The following is an 18,494-nucleotide window of genomic DNA, read 5'->3' on the forward strand; positions in this document are numbered from 1 at the left end:
GTTATGCTTGAGTGCGACGACGGAATAACAGTAGAGCACCAGCACCTAGTACGGCAACACCAGCAAGAATTGGTAGGTAAGCTGTAGAATTAGTAGATGCTCCACCCATACCTGTTTGTGGCATATCGCTAGGCATTACTGTGTAATCTTTAAGCATTAATACATCAAGATTATCCGCCATACCTACAGCGAATACGCTGTACACCGTGTTCTCTTCAAGTGTTGTACCAGAAAGATCCATAACTTGTGTACCATCTTCTGTACGAATTTCTAAATCATATGTGCCAGCATCAAGTTCTTTGTAATCTGTTACCATAGGGAATGTTGCGCCACTAAATAGTGCATCTCCATCAATCACACCAACATCAACTGTCGGAGCGTCAGGAGAAAGATGACCTACGCGTACTTTTGTCATTCCTTCTGTTATGTTCATAGAATCTTCTACAACTTTGAGTTCGAGATTTTCTAATGTATTAATCGCTGCTACCGTGTAAGCCATTCCAGCTTTTACAGTTAGGTTTTGAGAGATTACAGGGTCTTTCTCACCTTTTGTGCCAGCGGCGTAAATTTCAACAGTATGTTCACCAGCAGGTAGTTCTAAGTAGTCAGTTGAAGCTTTGAAAGAAGCACCTTCTACAACTGCGTCTCCATTTACATAAACATCAACTTCAGGAGCATCAGGGGAAGCGTGAAGGACACGAACCATTGCCATATCGCTATGGTTATCGGCAAAAACAGAAGGAGCCATCGAACCTACAATAAGCATCGTGACAAAAAGTGCTGATAAGATCTTTTTCATTTAAAAATCTCTCCTTTTAATGTTTTGTACAACAATTGTTTATTTGTTGTACATTCATTGTATTACCCGATATTCAATGAAAACAACCTTCAAACTCTTTTCAATGTGCTCGACCTAAACTCCTCACTCTGTGCACCACATCCGGATATTCGTTTAGACGGGGGAGAGATACAAAAAAAAGAACGCCTTAATAAGGCGCTCTTTATATAATCCTATTTCGTTTGTGGTAGGTCTTCCTTAGCCCAAGCGCCAAATCCACCGGCCATATTTGTTACATTCTTAATGCCGTTTGCTTGAAGAATACTTGTAGCCATTGCAGAGCGGCCACCAGATTGACATTGAAGGACAACTGGCTTATCGGTTGGAACTTCGTCAATGCGCTCTTGAAGATAACCAAGCATAATGTGCTGAGCTTGTGGAATGTGTCCATCATTCCATTCGCCTTCGTTGCGGACATCGATTAGGGTTACTTCTTCGTTAGCAATTTTGTCTTTTAGCTGATCAGGTGTAGCTACTTCATAAGATTCAGTTGCAATGCCTTCTCCTTTTAAGCCAGCAATTGCAGCTGTTTCCATATAACCTGCCACATCGTCAGCTCCGATTGAACGAAGGGATTTCGTTAAATCCTCGATGTTCTGTTCGTCTGCGATTAGATAAACAGGCTTAGCGTAATCAACTAACCAACCTGCCCAGTTTGCAAAGGACTTGTTGTTTGGAATGTTGATTGTTCCTGCGATGTGCTCTTTAGCGAATTCACTTGCAGGACGTGTATCGATTAGTTGCATTCCGTTTTCAAGTTCTTTTGTTAGCTCATCTGCTGAAAGAAGTGTGTTTTTAGGTTCGCCTAATTCACGAATAAGATCAGGGCCGACTTTGTTTACTTTCTTCATAACAGCAAAGTATTTCGGTGGTTCTGGTTGCTCACTAATTAATTCGTTAATGAATGCTTCCTCTTCGTTGTGGCGAAGTGCCCAGTTGGTTACTTTCTCATATCCAACTGTACTTGAAGGGATCGCACCTAGCGCTTTACCACAAGCACTTCCGGCACCGTGACCAGGCCATACTTGCATGTGGTCTGGCAGTTGCTTGAAGCGTTTCAGAGATTCAAACATCTGTTTAGCACCTACGCGAGACGTGTCTTTTTGACCGCCTGCTTTTTCAAGAAGGTCAGGGCGGCCAACGTCACCAACGAACACGAAGTCACCTGTGAATACACCCATTGGCGTATCTTGGCCACGATCGTAAAGAACGAATGAGATGGACTCAGGTGTGTGACCTGGAGTGTGCATAACTTCAATCTTTACGTTACCGACCATAAACTGATCTCCATCACGTACAATTTCGTGATTGATTTGATCTAGGAATTGGTAGGTCCAATCATTACCGCCTTCTCCAGAAAGCATGGCAGTTGCCCCTGTTTCTGTTGCTAGCTCTTTAGCACCTGACACGAAGTCAGCATGAATGTGTGTTTCTGTAACGCGTGTGATCGTTAAGTTTTCTTTCTTTGCAGTATCTAAATAAGCTTGAATGTCACGGGAAGGGTCTACAACTAGTGCTTCACCAGTTGCTTGGCAACCAACCATGTAAGAAGCCTGTGCTAGTTTTTCATCATAAAAATACTTTAATAACATGAAAATCCCTCGCTTTTAATAAGTTTTTATATCAATCTTTATACCAGTGGAGGTATATAAATAACTAAAAAATTTTTGTCTTGCTTGCTACATTTTTTATAGTACCACATATACCCTCAGGGGTAAAGGGTTTTGTTTTTTGGTAATGAATGCTTGCTTGTTAAGATGTTGTCCTAACTAGGTTTCTTCTAAGAAAAGCCTAGAAACTCCTTCAAGAGTATTGTATCTTCACACAACGTTAACAAATATGAAGGAATAGGATATGTCCAGTGTAACGTATGTACCCACCGAGGTAAAAAAGTATGTTTTTAAAGCCTTTTATTTTAAGATATGTGTGTTTGATGAATTTCAATTTAATGGGGCGTAGGTTCCATGAATTAATAGAAACTGAATCAACAAAAACTCCCCCTTTGAAGACCAAAGAGGGGAGGGATTATACAATTTTACCGTCAATCATCGTCCATAAAGGCTTGGCCATAAAATCAAACGGGTGGCCATTCCACAACACAAGGTCTGCATCTTTTCCTACCTCTATACTACCTACGCGATCGTCTACACCTAAGTTACGTGCTGGAAGTATGGTGATTGCTTCAAGTGCTTTTTGGGGAGAAAGACCTTCGCGAGCTGCAAGGGCAGCACATACATTCAGGTACTGAATGGGAGTGTAGGGGTGGTCGGTTGTGATGCTTACATGAATGCCTTGTTCTGTAAGCGCCCGAGACGTCTCCCAAGATTTATTCTTTAACTCTACTTTTGAGCGCCTTGTAAAGGTTGGGCCGACAGCTACTTGGAGGTTACGTCCTGCTAGTTCTTCTGCAATAAGGTGCCCTTCTGTACAATGTTCAATGCGAAGATCTAATTGAAATTCTTCAGCAAAACGAACCGCACTCATAATATCATCAGCTCTATGTGCGTGTATTCGTACAGGTATTTCACGCTTTAATGCTTGGATGATTGGTTTGTTACGAGGGTCTTCAGGATATTCACACCACTGTGCACGTATAAATGTTTCCCGAAGCATTCCCATGATGCCCATGCGGGTAATGGAATCATCACGTGATTGAGAGTGAATGCGTTTTGGATTCTCACCTAAGGCAAGTTTAAGTCCGGCTGTTTCTTTCAATAACATGTTCGTGATATTCTTTCCTACCGTTTTAATAACAGAAGTCGTACCGCCAATTACGTTTGCGCTGCCAGGCATGATATGAGCTGCCGTAATTCCGAATTGTCGCGCGTCTTGAAAAGCACTATCGAGTGGGTGTGCGCTGTCTAAAGCACGAATGTGAGGTGTCATGGGTTCAATGGTTTCATTGGCATCGTTGCCTGCCCAACCTGTTCCTTCATCATATAAACCCAAGTGGGTATGAACGTCAATGAAGCCTGGAAACAAGTAAAGACCTTGTCCATCAATGACCTCATCATCTGAACTTCCGTCCACAGTTTGCCCAATCGCCATAATTTTCCCGTCTTCAATAAGAACTTCTCCATGTTCTATAGAAGGAGATGTAATAGGGTGAATCGAAACATTTGTAATACGAGTTTTCATGGGTTGCCTAGTTCCCTTTCTTTAATCGCACAAGATATCGCGCAAGGCTGGTTCAAGCGTTGCATATTTGAATCCATAGCCTAGGTCTAGCGCCTTTTGTGGATATACGTATTGTCCTTGTAGAAGGAGAATGCTCATTTCGCCAAGTGCTCCTTTTAATGCTAGAGAAGGGACTGGTAGCCAGTGAGGGCGGTTTAATACCTTCCCGATTGTTTGACCAAGCTCTTTGTTCCGTTTTGGCTCAGGGGCCGTTGCATTCATTGGGCCAGACACAGTTTCGTTGTGTAAAGCAAAGTCGACCATCCCAACGATGTCTTGAATGTGGATCCACGACATCCATTGTTCCCCGTCACCAACAGGGCCTCCAGCCATCATTTTATAGGGAAGGGCCATTTTAGGGAGAGCCCCTTCTTCACCGAGTATGACTCCAAAGCGTAAGTAAACCGTACGGACGTTGTAATCTGTCGCTTGTTCCGCCCGCTTTTCCCATTCTGTTACGACATTTGCAAGGAAGTCATCACCTGGTGTAGTGGTCTCTTCTGTAAACGTTTCGCTTCTTGATGTACCATAAAAGCCTACTGCCGATGCGTTAACAAGTACACCAGGTGGATGTTCCATCGTTTTAATCAGGTCTAATACTGCTTCAGTTGCTTCAATACGACTGTTCATGATGCTTCGTTTTGTTTCCTCTGTCCAGCGACTGCTATTCAAATTCTCCCCTGCAAGATTCACAATCCCGTCTAATGGGGGAAGTTCTTCTTCTGGTTTAAATTCATCCTTTAACCATCCTACGTATTTTACTTGATCCGTATTAGGGTGTTTGTCTGGATTCCTTGTTAAAACGTAAACCTCATGACCTTGGTGAACAAAATGTCTCGTGATGTGTGTTCCTACAAATCCTGTTCCTCCGGTAATGGCAATTCGCATTGGAAACCCTCCTACAAATATAGGTAATTTTAGTTTATATCAGTTCTTTAGAAAAAGCGATAGAGGAATGTACGAGTCACGCCTCTATTCGTGATAAGATGAAACAGAGGTGAATATGGTTGCCAAAAATCACTAAAATAACTACGCAAAAGAAAAATACGCAGCGCTATAACATTTTCCTTGATCGAGGCGAAGGGGAAGCCTACGCCTTTAGCGTTGACGAAGAAATACTCATTGAATATATGCTCCGTAAAGGGAAAGAGATTGATGAGCCGACGATTGAAGTTCTTGTTGAGAAAGACGGCTATCATAAAGCGTATTCCCTGGCTCTCAACTACTTAAGCTACCGGATGCGCTCGGTGAAAGAGATGAGGACGTATATGAGGGAGAAAGAATACGATGAGGACAAGATTGATTATGTGGTAGACCGCTTGGTAAAAGAGGGGCTCCTCAATGATCAAGAATTTGCGGTCGCTCTCGTTCGAACGCGGCTTCATACATCTAGTAAAGGTCCGATGCTTGTAAAGAAAGAGCTGATTGAAAAAGGTCTCTCGGCAAACGAAGCTGAAGATGCGCTTCAACACTACCCTTATGAAGATCAAGTGGAAAAAGCGAGCAAATGGGTAGAGAAGAAGCTTCGTTTAGATGGAAAGAAATCGTTCAAGCAGCAGATTCAAAAAGTCCAACAAACGCTTATGCAAAAGGGCTTTCCTCAGGACGTTATTAAAGCGGCGATGGAAGATGTGAACGAGGAAAAAGATAACAATGCGGAATGGGAAGCGGTTGTTCACCAGGGAGAGAAAGCACTTCGGAAATACGCTTCAAAGGCAGAGGGATATGAGCTGAAGCATAAAATTAAAGGAGCTTTATACCGTAAAGGGTTCCCTTTTGAATTGATTGAACAATTCCTAGAAGAATATGTGACGGAAGAATAAAGAGAGAGCTGCCACTTGTGAGAACGGGTGACAGCTCTTTTTTTTGTGATTCCTTGATCTCACAGTGGTTCAGTCCAGTCTATACGTTGCTAAACGGGCGCTTCCACTTTTGTATGCATCCAGTTCCAGCGCCCAGCAACTAGTAGACTTCCCTCACCCCTGGTCGATCAGTCATCATCAATTCGCCTGTGGCTCATTGTGATTCCTTGATCTCACAGTGGTTCAGTCCAGTCTATACGTTGCTAAACGGGCGCTTCCACTTTTGTATGTTATTGATCTACTTTAATTTCTTGACGACCATCATCCTGGTCAAAGATGATTTGCGCTACTGTGGATGGGTCTTTGAGTTTTGATGGGTTACTCACATGCTCACTGCCATCCCAAAATGGGGTGTTCATGCCGCCCATGTAAACAGCTGTTACTGAAACAGAGGTGTTTTCGAGTTCTTTTTGTAAACTCTCTGTGAAACCTCGTTGTGCGAACTTGCTTGCGCAATAAACGGCTTCGTTTACTTTTCCTCTAAGACCAGCAGTGGAGATGATGTTCAGAATTCTGCCCCCTGATTCGGTTAAACGAGGTAGAGCAGACTGAGTCATATAAATGGTTCCTTTTACATTTGTATTAAGCATTTGATTGATGTCTGAGGGGGTTAATTCTTGTACTGGTCCAAAAATACCAAGCCCTGCGTTGTTAATTAAAACGTCTAACTTCGGCATTTGTGTCATCGCCTCTTCGACTGAAGACGGATCTGTTACATCGCACACAACAACGCTTGCGACTCCTCCTTGTTCTTCAATTTCTCGCTTTACGGAGAGTAGCTTATCTTCTGTTCTTCCAAGTAAATAAACCGTATGATCATTGGCAGCGTACTGTTTGGCAAAAGCTGCTCCTAAACCTGTGCCAGCTCCTGTTATTGCTATGTAACTCATGTGATGACTCCCTTTCTTTAAATAGAATCTAGTTTCTATTGTGTCCAATCGTTGCTAAAATGTAAATGAAAGGGGTGTCAACATGGAGAAACGTTTTAGCGATATGACAATTGAAGAGCTACGAAACCGTGTAGCTGAGCTTACTGAACAAGCAAGAAAAGCTGAGCAAATGGGAATGGTAAATGAATATGCGGTCCATCAGCGAAAAATTATTATGGCAAAATCATATATGATGAACCCAGCTGAGTATCAGGTTGGGGAGATTTATGAGATAGAGGGAGACCCGGGGATATTCTTTGAGATTGTATACATGAACGGGGTTTTCGCTTGGGGGTATCGCCTGAATCCACAAGGTGAGCGATTAGAAGTTCAAGGTTCTGAGGAGCAAGAAGCGATGCCTATTTCAATGTTTGGAAAGAAGGTTAAATCATAGTAGAAGTCCCGCATAAGGAATGCCAACCTTGTGCGGGACTTTTCTTTCACCTTGATTTAGACTAATTTTTGATCAAACATGGACTCAATCGCTTTAGCTACAGAAGGAACAACATGGCTTGCTTGTTCTTTTACAGCTTGTTCAGCTTGAGACATCGCATAACTATGCTCGGTTAAGTTGAACATGGATAAATCATTAAAGGAGTCTCCGACGCATGCTATCTCTTCTGGCTGTATTTCAAATGATTCGAGCAGGTGCTTAATTCCAGCCCCTTTGCTGATGTCTTTTGGCATTAAGTCAAGACATGCAGGGTCCGATATAAAGGTGTCGAGCAGATGATCGAACTGTTCTTCAATTCTTTGCTGCATTTGTTTGAGTGTAATGTTTGCTCCGTGAAGAGAAATCTTGGATGGTTTAACGTTTGTTCCGAGTTTGTCAGCTAAGTTAGCATCGACAATGACAGGACGAAACATTCGCTTTTTCATTGCCTCAAGGCCTTCGCTTTCTTCCTTAACATAAACATCTTTCTCTGTAGACACCGTAGTGATTAGCTCGTCATGCACGGCTGCTTGGAAAATCTCTTTGACATGGGTTGGATCAAATATATGACTGTGGATGTGGACACCTTCTTTGTCGTAACCAAAAGCACCATTTTGACTAATGCGATTGGCTTTACCTTTTAGCTCCATCATCTCTAGAACAGCTTCTATCTCGTGATCGAGACGGCCTGTAGCAATCGTTAATTGAACGCCGTGATCCATTATTGTTTTAATCGCTTCGATATCACGGGGACTCACTTCTTTCTCGAAGTTTAAAATCGTTCCATCTAAATCAAGAACAAGCATTTTTATCATATGTAACACACCTTCTATTATATGGATTAGGGTCAAAGATTGATTTTACCATAGAATTATTTTATAATTTGCAAGCGTTTTTATACAAATAGTAAAGACTGTTATGATAAAGATAAAGAGACATAACTGGTTAAAAGAGTGGAAATGGGGTGAGTGGATGCCTGCTTCAGCCAGGGTCAAGAGAGTCCTCAACAATAATGTAGTCATAGCGATCCATCCTGTCCATGAAGAAGTCATCTTGATTGGAAAAGGGATCGGGTTTGGCAAGAAAAATGGAGAGGCTCTCGATGTGAGTGAAGTAGAGAAGACGTTTTTATTAGAAGATAAGGTGATGCAAGAAAACTATAAACAACTCTTGCCTTATGTCGGGGAAGAGTTTATAGGATTTATGGATGATCTCTTATCACATATTGAAAAGCGGATGGACAGTACCTTAAATGAGCATATTCATATTGCATTAACCGATCACTTATCATTCGCGATTAAACGTATGAAGGAAGGATTAGAATTTAACAATCCTTTTTTAATTGAGGTACAAACTTTGTATCCTAAAGAACATGAAGTGGCTCTAGAAGTTGTTGATATGATTGAAGGTCGGCTTGGCTTTAAGTTCCCAGTAGGAGAAGTTGGCTTTATTGCGATGCATATACACAGTGCCATCACAGATAAAGAAATCTCTCAAATTAGTCGCGACTCAGAATTAATCAGGCAATTGACGCAACTGATTGAACAAGAGCTTTCGATTGACCTGGATCGTCAGAGCATTGATTTTCACCGACTTGTTCAACACTTAAGACGTGCAATTGACCGGGTTTACAAAGGTGAAGAAGTAGGAGAAAGAACCAAACTCGATAATTTATTGAAAAATGAGTATCCCGTATGCTATAATTTAGCTTGGAAGTTGATTAAGATTATGCAACAAAAGCTAAAACAGCCTATTGACGATGCTGAAATTGTTTATTTAACGATTCATTTACAGCGTTTGCAATCATCATAAATGTTATTCTTTACGTGTTACTGACACGATCAGGCATGAGTAAGGAAAGACAATACAAATCATACTAAGGGTAACGTGTACCTTTATGAGGATTTGTGAGTCTTTTTTTACTCATGCCTTTTTTAATGCTTTAAATGAAAGCGTTTGTGAATGGGCTTACAGCTTTTGATAACCAACATGAGGGAGGAAAAGAAAATGTTTAAACAAGCTTTTGGTACATTGCAGAAGGTCGGTAAAGCTCTGATGCTTCCGGTTGCTCTGTTACCTGCAGCTGGTTTGCTGTTAGGTTTTGGTACGACGTTCCAGAATGAGACCTTCTTACAAAAGGTCCCGGCATTCCGTGCAGATTGGATACAGCTGATCGGTCAGGTTATGGCTGAAGCTGGTGGCATTGTGTTTGCTAACTTGGCCTTACTGTTTGCGGTAGGGGTTGCAATTGGTTTGGCTGGTGGTGAAGGAGCTGCAGGACTTGCAGCAATCATCGGTTATTTGATTATGAATGTCACAATGGGAGTCTTAAAAAACGTTACTCCTAAAATGGCAGAAGATAGTGCCGCCTATTCCGAAGTACTAGGGATCCCGACGCTACAAACGGGTGTGTTTGGCGGTATTATAATGGGTATTGTTGCCGCCTTGTTGTATAAGAGGTTCTTTAACATCGAGTTGCCACAGTATTTAGGCTTCTTCGCAGGTAAGCGATTCGTTCCGATTGCTACAGCGTTTACAGCATTATTTGTAGGTCTGGCTATGACGTGGGTATGGCCATTTGTTCAAGATGGTTTAAACGCATTTTCTCATGTAATGTTAGAGCAAAATAAAGTTCTTGCCGCCTTTGTGTTTGGTGTTATTGAACGCTCTCTTATTCCATTTGGACTTCATCACATTTTCTATGCACCGTTCTGGTTTGAATTTGGAACGTATACAAATCAAGCTGGAGAAATTGTTCGTGGGGATTACTCAATCTTCTTTGCACAACTAAAAGATAATGTAGAATTAACAGCTGGTACCTTTATGACAGGTAAGTTCCCGTTCATGATGTTCGGTCTTCCTGCAGCAGCATTAGCTATTTATCATACAGCAAAGCCTGAACGTAAAGCAGTGGTTGGAGGAATTATGGCCTCTGCAGCTTTAACTTCTTTCTTAACAGGTATTACAGAACCGCTTGAATTTTCATTCCTATTTGTGGCACCATTATTATTTGCCGTACACGCGGTCTTCGCTGGTTTGTCATTTATGGTAATGGAAATCTTGCAAGTTAAGATCGGAATGACGTTCTCTGGTGGTTTAATTGACTTCTTACTATTTGGGGTTCTTCAAAATAAAACCGAGTGGTGGCTTGTGCTACCGGTAGGGGCATTATTTGCGGTTATTTACTACTTCGGTTTCCGCTTTGCTATTCTGAAATTCAACCTGGCTACACCAGGGCGTGAAGATGACTCTGAAGATGACGGAGATGAAATTGAAGTAAGTGAAAAACCTTACAATATTCTAGAAGCTTTAGGTGGAGAAGATAATATCACATATTTAGATGCTTGTATCACTCGTTTACGAGTATCTGTTGAAGATAAAGGGAAAGTTGATAAAGATCGCTTGAAAAAAAATGGCGCATCAGGTGTAATGGAAGTTGGTAATAATATTCAAGCTATTTATGGTCCGGCTTCTGATTCAATAAGAGGACAAATTCAAGATATTATTGATGGAAAAGTACCTCGTAAATCGGAAGCAAAGCCTGAGGAACCTGCTACAGATGAATCTTGTGATACTCCAGCAGGGGAATTTAGCTTTGTTAGTCCCCTAAAAGGTGAAATTATGCCGATTTCAGACGTGCCAGATGAAGTATTTTCAGGTAAAATGATGGGGGACGGCTTTGCAATTCTTCCATCTGATGGTGAGATCGTTTCACCGATCAACGGTAAAGTACTAAATGTCTTCCCGACGAAACATGCTCTTGGTTTACAAGCTGAAGATGGAACAGAAGTACTGATCCACTTCGGAATCGATACGGTTACCCTTAAAGGTGAAGGTTTCGAAGCATTCGTTTCAGAAGGTGATGAGATCAAGCAAGGTCAGACTTTATTGAAAGTTGATATTGCTTCTGTTCAAGATAAAGTACCATCCATTGTCACTCCAATTGTGTTTACAAACCTTGGAGAAGGACAAACTGTGAAGATCAATGCAGAGGGCACTGTCTCACAAGGACAAAAGGATATTATTTCAATTTAATAAAAGGAGAGATTTTTCATGGCAGAACAAACAGTTAAAATTACAGCAAAAGACGGTGTGCACGCACGCCCGGCAACAGTACTTGTACAAGAAGCAGGTAAATACGAAGCAGACGTTAACCTTGAATATAACGGTAAAAGCGTAAACCTTAAATCAATCATGGGTATCATGTCTCTAGGAATTCCTTCAGGCGCAGAAGTAACATTCAAAGCTGAAGGTAGCGACGAAGATGCTGCACTTAACGCAATCATCGACGTTGTTAAAAACCAAGAACTAGGTGAATAATAACCTAACGAAAACCAGCATCCTAACGATGCTGGTTTTTCTTATGCATAAAGAAGAAATTAAAGCTTATCCTTACATAAGAAAGACGAGCCGATATAGGCTCGTCTTCTTTAACAACTACCCTTTATTACTGTAAAGTGAAGCAGGGTGTCTGGCACCCTATATCCTTTTAAAGTGTTAGAGGGTTAGGTGCTTGACCAGATTTAGCTACGTTTTCGCATCTGGACTTGAGTGATGATTTCGGATTGAGATTGTTGGGTCTCTCCGTTTACTTGACCGAAAGCATGTTTCGCACTAGCTCGCGGAGATTGGAAAGGGTCACTGTATAAATTCTTGAAAAAACGTTTATCTTCACGTTTCTCTGATTTATTGGCCACGACAGGTCCCTCCTAGAAATTTGTGTGATCGCGTTGGGAAGATTTGCGCGCTCGTTCTTGTGGGCGCGTGTTAATGGTGCCGTTTGCACGTTTGGCTCCGTATTCGGACTTTGCGCGTGCTTCACCATTTGGCTTTTTCTCAGGAAATCCTACGGTTTTATTTCTTACCATTCTAATCCCTCCTGAGTCATCTCTTACACCTTTCAAAGAACAAGTTCTTTGAAGTGGTGTAAGCATAGTATGTGCATCTAATCCTAAGCTATGTGATACAATGAAGGACAGATTGTTGGAAGTAAAAGAGGTGAATACCATGGAAGATATTTTTGAGCGATTAGCGAATCGTCTTTGCGAAGAAAATGATAAGCTAAGCATGTACCAAGCGCGGATCTGGGTAGAGTACTTGTGGGAAGATTTCGAAACAACAAGAGCTAAAGCCGGTCGTGATTATGAAGGGAAACAGATGACTGAACAGATTGTTATGCAATGGATTAACAGCTATGGTTCTCGTCTTCATGACTTTATGAGTCAAAACCCACGATACAAGCACTTATTTAATGATGATCAACAGCTGCATTAATGATGGATAGAGAACATACGGTGTTTACAAAGACGTAAAAAAAGACACGGAATAGCTATTCCGTGTCTTTTTCATCCTTTCATGTCGGTAAGATATCTAACTTCTTCTGCAGCTTTTCTTCTGAGAAAATCCATCCAGTATAAGATGATAAAATGTTTAGATCGTCATCTAATGTCACGACAGCCACGAATGGATAGCGTTCATTCGACCGATAACGTAAGTCGATTAAACGTACCTCTGTATAATCATCGTATTCGTCAATCTCCCACCGATATACTGGGGAGAAGGAAAGGAAGGCATCCATGTTTTCATCTTCAATGGCCCTTTGCATGACTGGTAAATCCGGAAGTGGTTTACGCTTAAATTCATCTAGGATTTCAATCTCTCCGTTATCAGCACGACCAACATAAAACTTATCCATCGTTGTTATAGCTAGTCGCCACTTATTATATCGAATGGTAGGAGACGTTACGATTTGCTCAACATGATCATAATGGTTCTTGATTTTATTTACCATTTCACGTTTAGTGAAATATCGTTTAAGATAATAAAGGACGAGTACAAACCAGACGATCAGAAAGGTTATTCCAGGATTAGCACCAAGCGCCCAGGCGATGATGCCAATAATATGAAGTCCGAAAATGTACGGATCAAACGTGTTAATAATCCCGTAGGCAACCCATCTATTTGAAAATGGTCTGTATGCTTGAGTGCCGTATGCATTGAATACATCGACAAATACATGCAGAATTACGGCGAAGAAAGTCCATAACCATAAATGAAGGAAATCCACCTGAGGGAAGAATGCATAAATCAATCCTGAGATTGAAATCCCCCATAAAGCAACAGCTGGCATCGAATGGGTAATTCCCCGATGGTGACGAATATAGACGGCGTTATTACGAAGTTTGTTAACGGTATCGAGGTCGGGAGCTTGAGAACCAGCCATTACCCCAATGAAAACTGCATTGAATAAGGCTGGATCGCTTTGAACAGCAGGGTCTAGAGTAGCTAGTCCTCCTAAAGCAACCCCCATAACAACATGGGTACCAGTGTCCATCTTAAGCCTCCTTGTAGACTCTCTTCGTTTTTTTAGATAATTTTATTGTAACAAAAGGGTGAACAATTGTGAAAAATGAACCAACTTACAATATGCTCGAAGGCTTTGATATAGAAGCCTTTCGCCATGATTTAATCGAGTGGTTCCGAGCTGAACAACGTATACTCCCTTGGCGTGAGAATCAGGACCCTTATCGCGTGTGGGTATCTGAAATTATGCTTCAACAAACAAGGGTTGATACGGTAATTCCATACTTTCAACACTTTTTAGAGAAGTTCCCGACTCCAGAAGCCCTTGCTTATGCTGAAGAGCAAGAAGTTTTAAAAGCGTGGGAGGGCTTAGGTTACTATTCCCGTGCACGCAATTTACAAACAGCCGTCCGTGAGGTAGTAGAATCCTACGAAGGCAAGGTGCCAAATAATGAAAAAGAACTTGGTTCCTTAAAAGGAGTTGGACCTTACACGCGTGGTGCGATTTTAAGTATCGCGTATGATCTCCCTTCTCCAGCTGTAGATGGAAATGTCATGCGCGTATTGTCACGCATCCTCATGATTGAAGAAGATATTGCTAAACCAGCAACGAGGAAGATCTTTGAATCACTTATACGAGAGCTAATATCTAAAGAAGACCCATCTTCTTTCAATCAAGGTTTAATGGAGCTTGGCGCTCTTGTGTGTACACCTAAGAGTCCGTCCTGTCTTTTGTGTCCGGTTCGCTCCCACTGCCGAGCTTTCCATGAAGGGAAAGAAACAGAGTTACCTATTAAGTCTTCTAAAAAGAAACAGAAACGTCTTCCTTATATGACGCTGGTTCTAAAAGATCAAGAAGGACGATATGTAGTTGAAAAACGTCCTGATAACGGACTCCTCGCTAATCTATGGCAGTTTCCTATGGTACCAATGCAACAAGTAGACCGAGAAAAAGTTGTCGATTGGGTAAAAGACCATTACGGTTTGGAAATTGATCTCATGAACACCGTAGATCAAATCAAACACACCTTCTCCCACGTTATCTGGGATATGGAAGTGGTTACTGCTACAGCAACCGGAGAGCTGGAATCTAAAGAAGCTCGTTTTGCTACAAAAGAGGAACTAGAGGAGTTACCGTTTCCGGTTTCCCACCAAAAAGTCCATAAGCATCTATAGTAAGAGAACTGCCCCTCTAGTGGGGCAGTTTTTTTACCTTTAAACTTAATGTTTCCTTGATCTCACGCCGGTTCAGTCCAGTCTGTACGTTGCTAAACGGGCGCTTTCGCTTTTGTATTTTGTATTAGTCAACGATTGGTTTTGTTCCAGATGTCCACGTGGCTTCTTTTCTTTGGAAGCCGCCTCGGTTTTGGATTTCTTGATTAATTTCTCTTAAGATGGTGGTTCCTTCAGAGTTGAGGTAGGGAACCATCTGACTCAGAGCATGTTGAAAATAAACGAGCTCGTCTTCACGCCAATCGTCTTTCTTCGTCATAGTAAGTTCAGTCATGTCTCGACCGATATACATTGTTGATCCCTCCCATATATATAGGATGGACATTTGAAACGTCACCTATACCGATAGGGTGTTGTGATAAATGGATTTTAATGGAATAAAAATTCTTGGAATAGCTTTAACGATTTCTGCGCAATCTAGTTGTTGCGGAGGTGATTAAGTTGGCTAAAAAACAAAACCAACAGCAGCAAGCAAACAAAACAGCTTCAGGTACAAGTGTTGATCACGTGAAACAGCAAAACCAACAGTCTGCACAAGGACAAGGGCAATATGGTACAGAATTTGCTCAAGGTCAAGGTAAAACAGACGTACAGCACGTGAAACAGCAGAACCAAAAGTCTGCTCAAAAGAAAAAATAACAGCAACATTATACTTGGATGTCGTAACCCCCGAATTCTAACGACTTCCTAAGAAGAAGAGTATCCCTGAAAAGTTCTCTCCCCCCCTAGTTTCTTTAGCCCAATTGGCTAGGAACCTACGGGAGAGTAGCTTAGGGGATACTTTTTTTATACATATTATAAGTAAAAATCCCTTTCTCACTCTTTAATGTAGTTTTATTATTTCCAATCATCACTTGTTATCGTTATAATAATATGAAGGAAAGTTATAGAATTTTATAAATAAAGGTCGTGCGAATAGAGGAGAAAGGGAGATTTCATGTCAGTCCCAAAGCCGGGTCAACATATACAAATTCATAGCTACAAGCATAATGGTCAGTTGCACCGAGTGTGGGATAGCACCACTATTTTAAAGGGTACGAATAATGTGGTGATCGGTGCCAATGATAAAACTAGGGTAACCGAAAGTGATGGTCGGACCTGGGTAACAAGGGAACCAGCTATTTGTTATTTTCATTCGAAGTACTGGTTTAATATAATTGGCATGCTTCGAAACGACGGGGTTTATTATTATTGCAACATCAGTTCCCCCTTCGTTTATGATGAAGGAGCCATTAAGTACATTGATTATGACCTTGATGTTAAAGTCTTTCCCGATTATACCCATATCTTGTTAGATGAAGATGAATACGAAATTCATCGCGAGGATATGAATTATCCGGGTGTTTTAGACCACATTTTAAAAAATAATGTGAATCATTTGCTCCGTTGGGTAAGGCAAAGGAAAGGGCCATTCTCGCCGGAGTTTATAGATCAATGGTATGAACGTTATTTAACCTACTTATCGTAAGTACAAGAAATGTCCTAAAAGGGGACGGATCCCAGCAAGATTAGGGATTGTCCCCTTTTATGTTCGTTGAATGGTTTTGAACGATTAGTTTGACTACTTTGTTGATATCTTGTTCTTGATGTGGGAGAACGTTTTTTTCAACAACATAGAGAAAGAGGTGACACCATGGGTAGCGTGAAGCGCTATATGAATTTTGTGAAGCCATATAAATGGAAAATTGTATTAACGGTGTCAATCGGAATAGTGAAATTCGGTATTCCCTTATTGATTCCGCTGTTATCTAAATACGTCATTGATTCAATCCTTAACAACCCTGACATGACCCAGGCAGAACAAATCAATCAACTCGTCTGGCTCATGGGAGGGGCCTTTATAGTATTTGCTGTAATTCGACCACCTGTTGAGTATTTCAGGCAATATCTTGCGCAGTGGGTTGGAAACAGCATTCTATTTGATATTCGAGAGAAATTATTCGATCATATTCAACGGCTTAGCTTACGTTTTTATTCTAAAACAAAGACTGGGGAAGTTATATCTCGTGTCATTCATGATGTTGAACAAACAAAAAACTTCGTGATGACGGGGCTTATGAATATATGGTTAGATATGTTTACTATCGTAATTGCGATTGGGATTATGCTTTATATGGATGTCTGGTTAACGCTCGTCTCGATCTCTCTCTTTCCGCTTTATGGGTTCGCTATTAAATACTTCTATTCTAAATTACGAAGGTTAACGAGAGATCGTTCTCAAGCCTTGGCTCAAGTACAAGGGCACCTGCATGAAAGAGTGCAGGGTATGCCGGTTGTGAGAAGTTTCGCTCTTGAAGATTATGAACAAGAGCAATTCAATGTTCAGAATAGAAACTTCCTAAACAAAGCGCTTAGCCATACAAGCTGGAATGCGAAGACATTTAGTGTAACGTCGACAATTACTGATATCGCACCCCTTATCGTGATTGGGTTTGCGGGTTACTTCGTCATCCAAGGTAATATTCAAGTTGGTACAATGGTAGCGTTTATCGGCTACATGGAACGAGTTTATAGCCCGCTCCGTAGGCTAGTAAGCTCTTCTACTGTTCTAACTCAATCGTTAGCATCGATGGACCGAGTATTTGAATTTATGGACGAAACGTATGACATTAAGGATAAAGAAGGAGCAGAAAAGCTCGACCACGTTCATGGTGATGTGGAGTTTGATCGTATTTCTTTCCGTTACGATGAAGATGAAAGTCTTGTACTCAAAGATCTTTCTCTAAACGTAAAAAAGGGGGAAACGATTGCGCTTGTTGGGATGAGTGGGGGAGGGAAATCAACCCTTATCAGCCTCCTACCGCGCTTTTATGATGTAGAATCAGGAAGTATTAAGATTGATGGGAAAGATATACGAGATGTAGAAGCTCGTACACTTCGGGATAAGATTGGTATGGTTCTGCAGGATAATATCTTGTTTAGTGAATCGATTGCGATGAATATTAAAATGGGGAACCCTGATGCTTCAGATGATGAGATGATTGAAGCAGCCAAAGCAGCCAATGCTCATGATTTCATTATGAGCCTGCCTTACGGGTATGACACTACTGTAGGGGAAAGAGGCGTCAAATTGTCAGGTGGACAGAAGCAACGTGTAGCCATTGCGCGCGTTTTCTTAAAAAACCCACCTCTGTTAATCTTAGACGAAGCAACATCCGCACTTGATCTTGAGAGTGAGCATTTAATTCAAGAGGCCTTAGAGAAACTTGCTGCAGATCGAACGACCTTTATCGTTGCTCACCGATTATCAACCATTACTCATGCTAATCGCATTGTCTTATTGGCCGATGGTGAGATTAAAGAAGTGGGTAGTCATGAAGAGTTGATGAATAAGAAGGGTGCGTATTATGATCTTTATCAAGTCCAGCAACTGGATGACGCCGAGCCTGAAACTGAATATTTAGGAACATAAAAAGAAGGAGAGGAACCGCACCGCGCGGGTCCTCTCTTTTTATTTTGTTGAATAATCGAAACTGAGAAAATGTTTCCGTTTGCTTAAATTGAGCGTAAGGTGGTTCGGGAAATCACTCGCTTTCCGCGGCGAGCTGGGAAGCCTCCTCGTTCGCTAGCGCTCTCTGTGGGGTCTTCCCTAGGCTCCTATTGCCGCAGGAGTCTCGCGATTTCCCGAGCCACCTTTTCCATATAGGGTGTAACGGAAACATGCTATATAGGGTCTTCAAATTTCACGAACCTTAAGATGTTGGGGCGTTCGTAAAACT

20 protein-coding genes are annotated in these 18,494 nt (G+C 41.5%); 10 read left to right on the plus strand and 10 right to left on the minus strand.

Annotated elements, in window-relative coordinates:
- Position 1: 1 nt before the first annotated feature.
- The 4 genes from ACYX4O_RS03100 to ACYX4O_RS03115 form a co-directional block, all read right to left on the minus strand.
- Positions 2-799 (minus strand): DUF4397 domain-containing protein, encoded by a 798-nt coding sequence (locus ACYX4O_RS03100; RefSeq protein ID WP_476354508.1) that lies wholly within the window; start codon positions 797-799, stop codon positions 2-4.
- A gap of 212 nt (positions 800-1,011) precedes the next feature.
- A complete protein-coding gene (locus tag ACYX4O_RS03105; protein ID WP_476354510.1) occupies positions 1,012-2,430 on the minus strand; it encodes an MBL fold metallo-hydrolase in 1,419 nt (472 codons plus the stop codon).
- Between the two features lie 433 nt (positions 2,431-2,863).
- The gene (locus ACYX4O_RS03110; protein ID WP_476354512.1) at positions 2,864-3,976 is read right to left on the minus strand and encodes an amidohydrolase; all 1,113 of its coding nucleotides are present in this window, start codon (positions 3,974-3,976) and stop codon (positions 2,864-2,866) included.
- A gap of 21 nt (positions 3,977-3,997) precedes the next feature.
- Positions 3,998-4,903 (minus strand): TIGR01777 family oxidoreductase, encoded by a 906-nt coding sequence (locus tag ACYX4O_RS03115; RefSeq protein WP_476354514.1) that lies wholly within the window; start codon positions 4,901-4,903, stop codon positions 3,998-4,000.
- A 119-nt stretch (positions 4,904-5,022) separates the two neighbouring features.
- Here ACYX4O_RS03115 and recX point away from each other — a divergent pair, with 119 nt between their 5' ends.
- Positions 5,023-5,838: a recombination regulator RecX gene (recX, locus tag ACYX4O_RS03120; protein ID WP_476354516.1), complete on the plus strand. Its 816-nt coding sequence runs from the start codon at positions 5,023-5,025 to the stop codon at positions 5,836-5,838.
- 269 nt (positions 5,839-6,107) lie between these two features.
- Here the strand turns inward: recX and ACYX4O_RS03125 are convergent, their stop codons facing one another.
- A complete protein-coding gene (locus ACYX4O_RS03125) occupies positions 6,108-6,767 on the minus strand; it encodes an SDR family NAD(P)-dependent oxidoreductase (protein WP_476354518.1) in 660 nt (219 codons plus the stop codon).
- 82 nt (positions 6,768-6,849) lie between these two features.
- Here ACYX4O_RS03125 and ACYX4O_RS03130 point away from each other — a divergent pair, with 82 nt between their 5' ends.
- Entirely contained in the window at positions 6,850-7,200 is a 351-nt protein-coding gene (locus ACYX4O_RS03130) for a YfhH family protein (RefSeq protein WP_476354520.1), read from the plus strand.
- Positions 7,201-7,256: 56 nt separating this feature from the next.
- On the opposite strand, the gene ACYX4O_RS03135 is transcribed toward ACYX4O_RS03130, so the two are convergent.
- Positions 7,257-8,054, minus strand: coding sequence for an HAD family hydrolase (locus ACYX4O_RS03135; RefSeq protein ID WP_476354522.1), 798 nt, complete (start codon positions 8,052-8,054; stop codon positions 7,257-7,259).
- 157 nt (positions 8,055-8,211) lie between these two features.
- Between ACYX4O_RS03135 and glcT the strand changes: the two genes are divergently transcribed.
- The 3 genes from glcT (at position 8,212) to ACYX4O_RS03150 (ending at position 11,559) form a co-directional block, all read left to right on the plus strand.
- A complete protein-coding gene (glcT, locus tag ACYX4O_RS03140) occupies positions 8,212-9,051 on the plus strand; it encodes a glucose PTS transporter transcription antiterminator GlcT (protein WP_476356997.1) in 840 nt (279 codons plus the stop codon).
- Between the two features lie 195 nt (positions 9,052-9,246).
- Complete coding sequence (gene ptsG, locus ACYX4O_RS03145) at positions 9,247-11,274, plus strand: glucose-specific PTS transporter subunit IIBC (RefSeq protein WP_476354524.1); 2,028 nt, start codon at positions 9,247-9,249, stop codon at positions 11,272-11,274.
- 18 nt (positions 11,275-11,292) lie between these two features.
- Positions 11,293-11,559: a phosphocarrier protein HPr gene (locus ACYX4O_RS03150; protein ID WP_476354526.1), complete on the plus strand. Its 267-nt coding sequence runs from the start codon at positions 11,293-11,295 to the stop codon at positions 11,557-11,559.
- Positions 11,560-11,762: 203 nt separating this feature from the next.
- Here the strand turns inward: ACYX4O_RS03150 and ACYX4O_RS03155 are convergent, their stop codons facing one another.
- Positions 11,763-11,936: a YpzG family protein gene (locus ACYX4O_RS03155; protein ID WP_345242969.1), complete on the minus strand. Its 174-nt coding sequence runs from the start codon at positions 11,934-11,936 to the stop codon at positions 11,763-11,765.
- Positions 11,937-11,948: 12 nt separating this feature from the next.
- On the minus strand, positions 11,949-12,107 hold the full coding sequence (sspK, locus tag ACYX4O_RS03160) for a small acid-soluble spore protein K (protein WP_036787409.1): 159 nt from the start codon (positions 12,105-12,107) through the stop codon (positions 11,949-11,951).
- A 139-nt stretch (positions 12,108-12,246) separates the two neighbouring features.
- Here sspK and ACYX4O_RS03165 point away from each other — a divergent pair, with 139 nt between their 5' ends.
- Positions 12,247-12,513, plus strand: coding sequence for a YfhJ family protein (locus ACYX4O_RS03165; protein WP_476354529.1), 267 nt, complete (start codon positions 12,247-12,249; stop codon positions 12,511-12,513).
- A gap of 79 nt (positions 12,514-12,592) precedes the next feature.
- Here the strand turns inward: ACYX4O_RS03165 and ACYX4O_RS03170 are convergent, their stop codons facing one another.
- On the minus strand, positions 12,593-13,573 hold the full coding sequence (locus tag ACYX4O_RS03170; RefSeq protein ID WP_476354531.1) for a metal-dependent hydrolase: 981 nt from the start codon (positions 13,571-13,573) through the stop codon (positions 12,593-12,595).
- A gap of 92 nt (positions 13,574-13,665) precedes the next feature.
- On the opposite strand from ACYX4O_RS03170, the gene mutY reads away from it, so the two are divergent.
- Positions 13,666-14,718, plus strand: coding sequence for an A/G-specific adenine glycosylase (gene mutY, locus ACYX4O_RS03175; RefSeq protein ID WP_476356999.1), 1,053 nt, complete (start codon positions 13,666-13,668; stop codon positions 14,716-14,718).
- Positions 14,719-14,842: 124 nt separating this feature from the next.
- On the opposite strand, the gene ACYX4O_RS03180 is transcribed toward mutY, so the two are convergent.
- Entirely contained in the window at positions 14,843-15,067 is a 225-nt protein-coding gene (locus ACYX4O_RS03180; protein WP_476354533.1) for a hypothetical protein, read from the minus strand.
- Positions 15,068-15,216: 149 nt separating this feature from the next.
- Here ACYX4O_RS03180 and ACYX4O_RS03185 point away from each other — a divergent pair, with 149 nt between their 5' ends.
- The 3 genes from ACYX4O_RS03185 (at position 15,217) to ACYX4O_RS03195 (ending at position 18,187) form a co-directional block, all read left to right on the plus strand.
- Positions 15,217-15,414: a gamma-type small acid-soluble spore protein gene (locus ACYX4O_RS03185; RefSeq protein WP_188655161.1), complete on the plus strand. Its 198-nt coding sequence runs from the start codon at positions 15,217-15,219 to the stop codon at positions 15,412-15,414.
- 298 nt (positions 15,415-15,712) lie between these two features.
- Positions 15,713-16,243 (plus strand): nucleoside tri-diphosphate phosphatase, encoded by a 531-nt coding sequence (gene ntdP / locus ACYX4O_RS03190; protein WP_036787395.1) that lies wholly within the window; start codon positions 15,713-15,715, stop codon positions 16,241-16,243.
- 165 nt (positions 16,244-16,408) lie between these two features.
- Positions 16,409-18,187, plus strand: a complete 1,779-nt coding sequence (locus ACYX4O_RS03195) for an ABC transporter ATP-binding protein (protein ID WP_476354536.1) — start codon at positions 16,409-16,411, stop codon at positions 18,185-18,187.
- Positions 18,188-18,494: the final 307 nt, after the last annotated feature.

The sequence above is a fragment of the Pontibacillus sp. ABV4_188 genome, from assembly GCF_056311905.1.

What these genes read in the sequence shown, in the direction of transcription:
- ACYX4O_RS03100 (WP_476354508.1), bottom strand. Translation starts at nt 799, where the DNA reads ATGAAAAAGATCTTATCAGCACTTTTTGTCACGATGCTTATTGTAGGT.
- ACYX4O_RS03105 (WP_476354510.1), bottom strand. Translation starts at nt 2,430, where the DNA reads ATGTTATTAAAGTATTTTTATGATGAAAAACTAGCACAGGCTTCTTAC.
- ACYX4O_RS03110 (WP_476354512.1), bottom strand. Translation starts at nt 3,976, where the DNA reads ATGAAAACTCGTATTACAAATGTTTCGATTCACCCTATTACATCTCCT.
- ACYX4O_RS03115 (WP_476354514.1), bottom strand. Translation starts at nt 4,903, where the DNA reads ATGCGAATTGCCATTACCGGAGGAACAGGATTTGTAGGAACACACATC.
- ACYX4O_RS03125 (WP_476354518.1), bottom strand. Translation starts at nt 6,767, where the DNA reads ATGAGTTACATAGCAATAACAGGAGCTGGCACAGGTTTAGGAGCAGCT.
- ACYX4O_RS03130 (WP_476354520.1), top strand. Translation starts at nt 6,850, where the DNA reads ATGGAGAAACGTTTTAGCGATATGACAATTGAAGAGCTACGAAACCGT.
- ACYX4O_RS03135 (WP_476354522.1), bottom strand. Translation starts at nt 8,054, where the DNA reads ATGATAAAAATGCTTGTTCTTGATTTAGATGGAACGATTTTAAACTTC.
- glcT (WP_476356997.1), top strand. Translation starts at nt 8,212, where the DNA reads ATGCCTGCTTCAGCCAGGGTCAAGAGAGTCCTCAACAATAATGTAGTC.
- ptsG (WP_476354524.1), top strand. Translation starts at nt 9,247, where the DNA reads ATGTTTAAACAAGCTTTTGGTACATTGCAGAAGGTCGGTAAAGCTCTG.
- ACYX4O_RS03150 (WP_476354526.1), top strand. Translation starts at nt 11,293, where the DNA reads ATGGCAGAACAAACAGTTAAAATTACAGCAAAAGACGGTGTGCACGCA.
- sspK (WP_036787409.1), bottom strand. Translation starts at nt 12,107, where the DNA reads ATGGTAAGAAATAAAACCGTAGGATTTCCTGAGAAAAAGCCAAATGGT.
- ACYX4O_RS03165 (WP_476354529.1), top strand. Translation starts at nt 12,247, where the DNA reads ATGGAAGATATTTTTGAGCGATTAGCGAATCGTCTTTGCGAAGAAAAT.
- ACYX4O_RS03170 (WP_476354531.1), bottom strand. Translation starts at nt 13,573, where the DNA reads ATGGACACTGGTACCCATGTTGTTATGGGGGTTGCTTTAGGAGGACTA.
- mutY (WP_476356999.1), top strand. Translation starts at nt 13,666, where the DNA reads ATGCTCGAAGGCTTTGATATAGAAGCCTTTCGCCATGATTTAATCGAG.
- ACYX4O_RS03180 (WP_476354533.1), bottom strand. Translation starts at nt 15,067, where the DNA reads ATGTATATCGGTCGAGACATGACTGAACTTACTATGACGAAGAAAGAC.
- ntdP (WP_036787395.1), top strand. Translation starts at nt 15,713, where the DNA reads ATGTCAGTCCCAAAGCCGGGTCAACATATACAAATTCATAGCTACAAG.
- ACYX4O_RS03195 (WP_476354536.1), top strand. Translation starts at nt 16,409, where the DNA reads ATGGGTAGCGTGAAGCGCTATATGAATTTTGTGAAGCCATATAAATGG.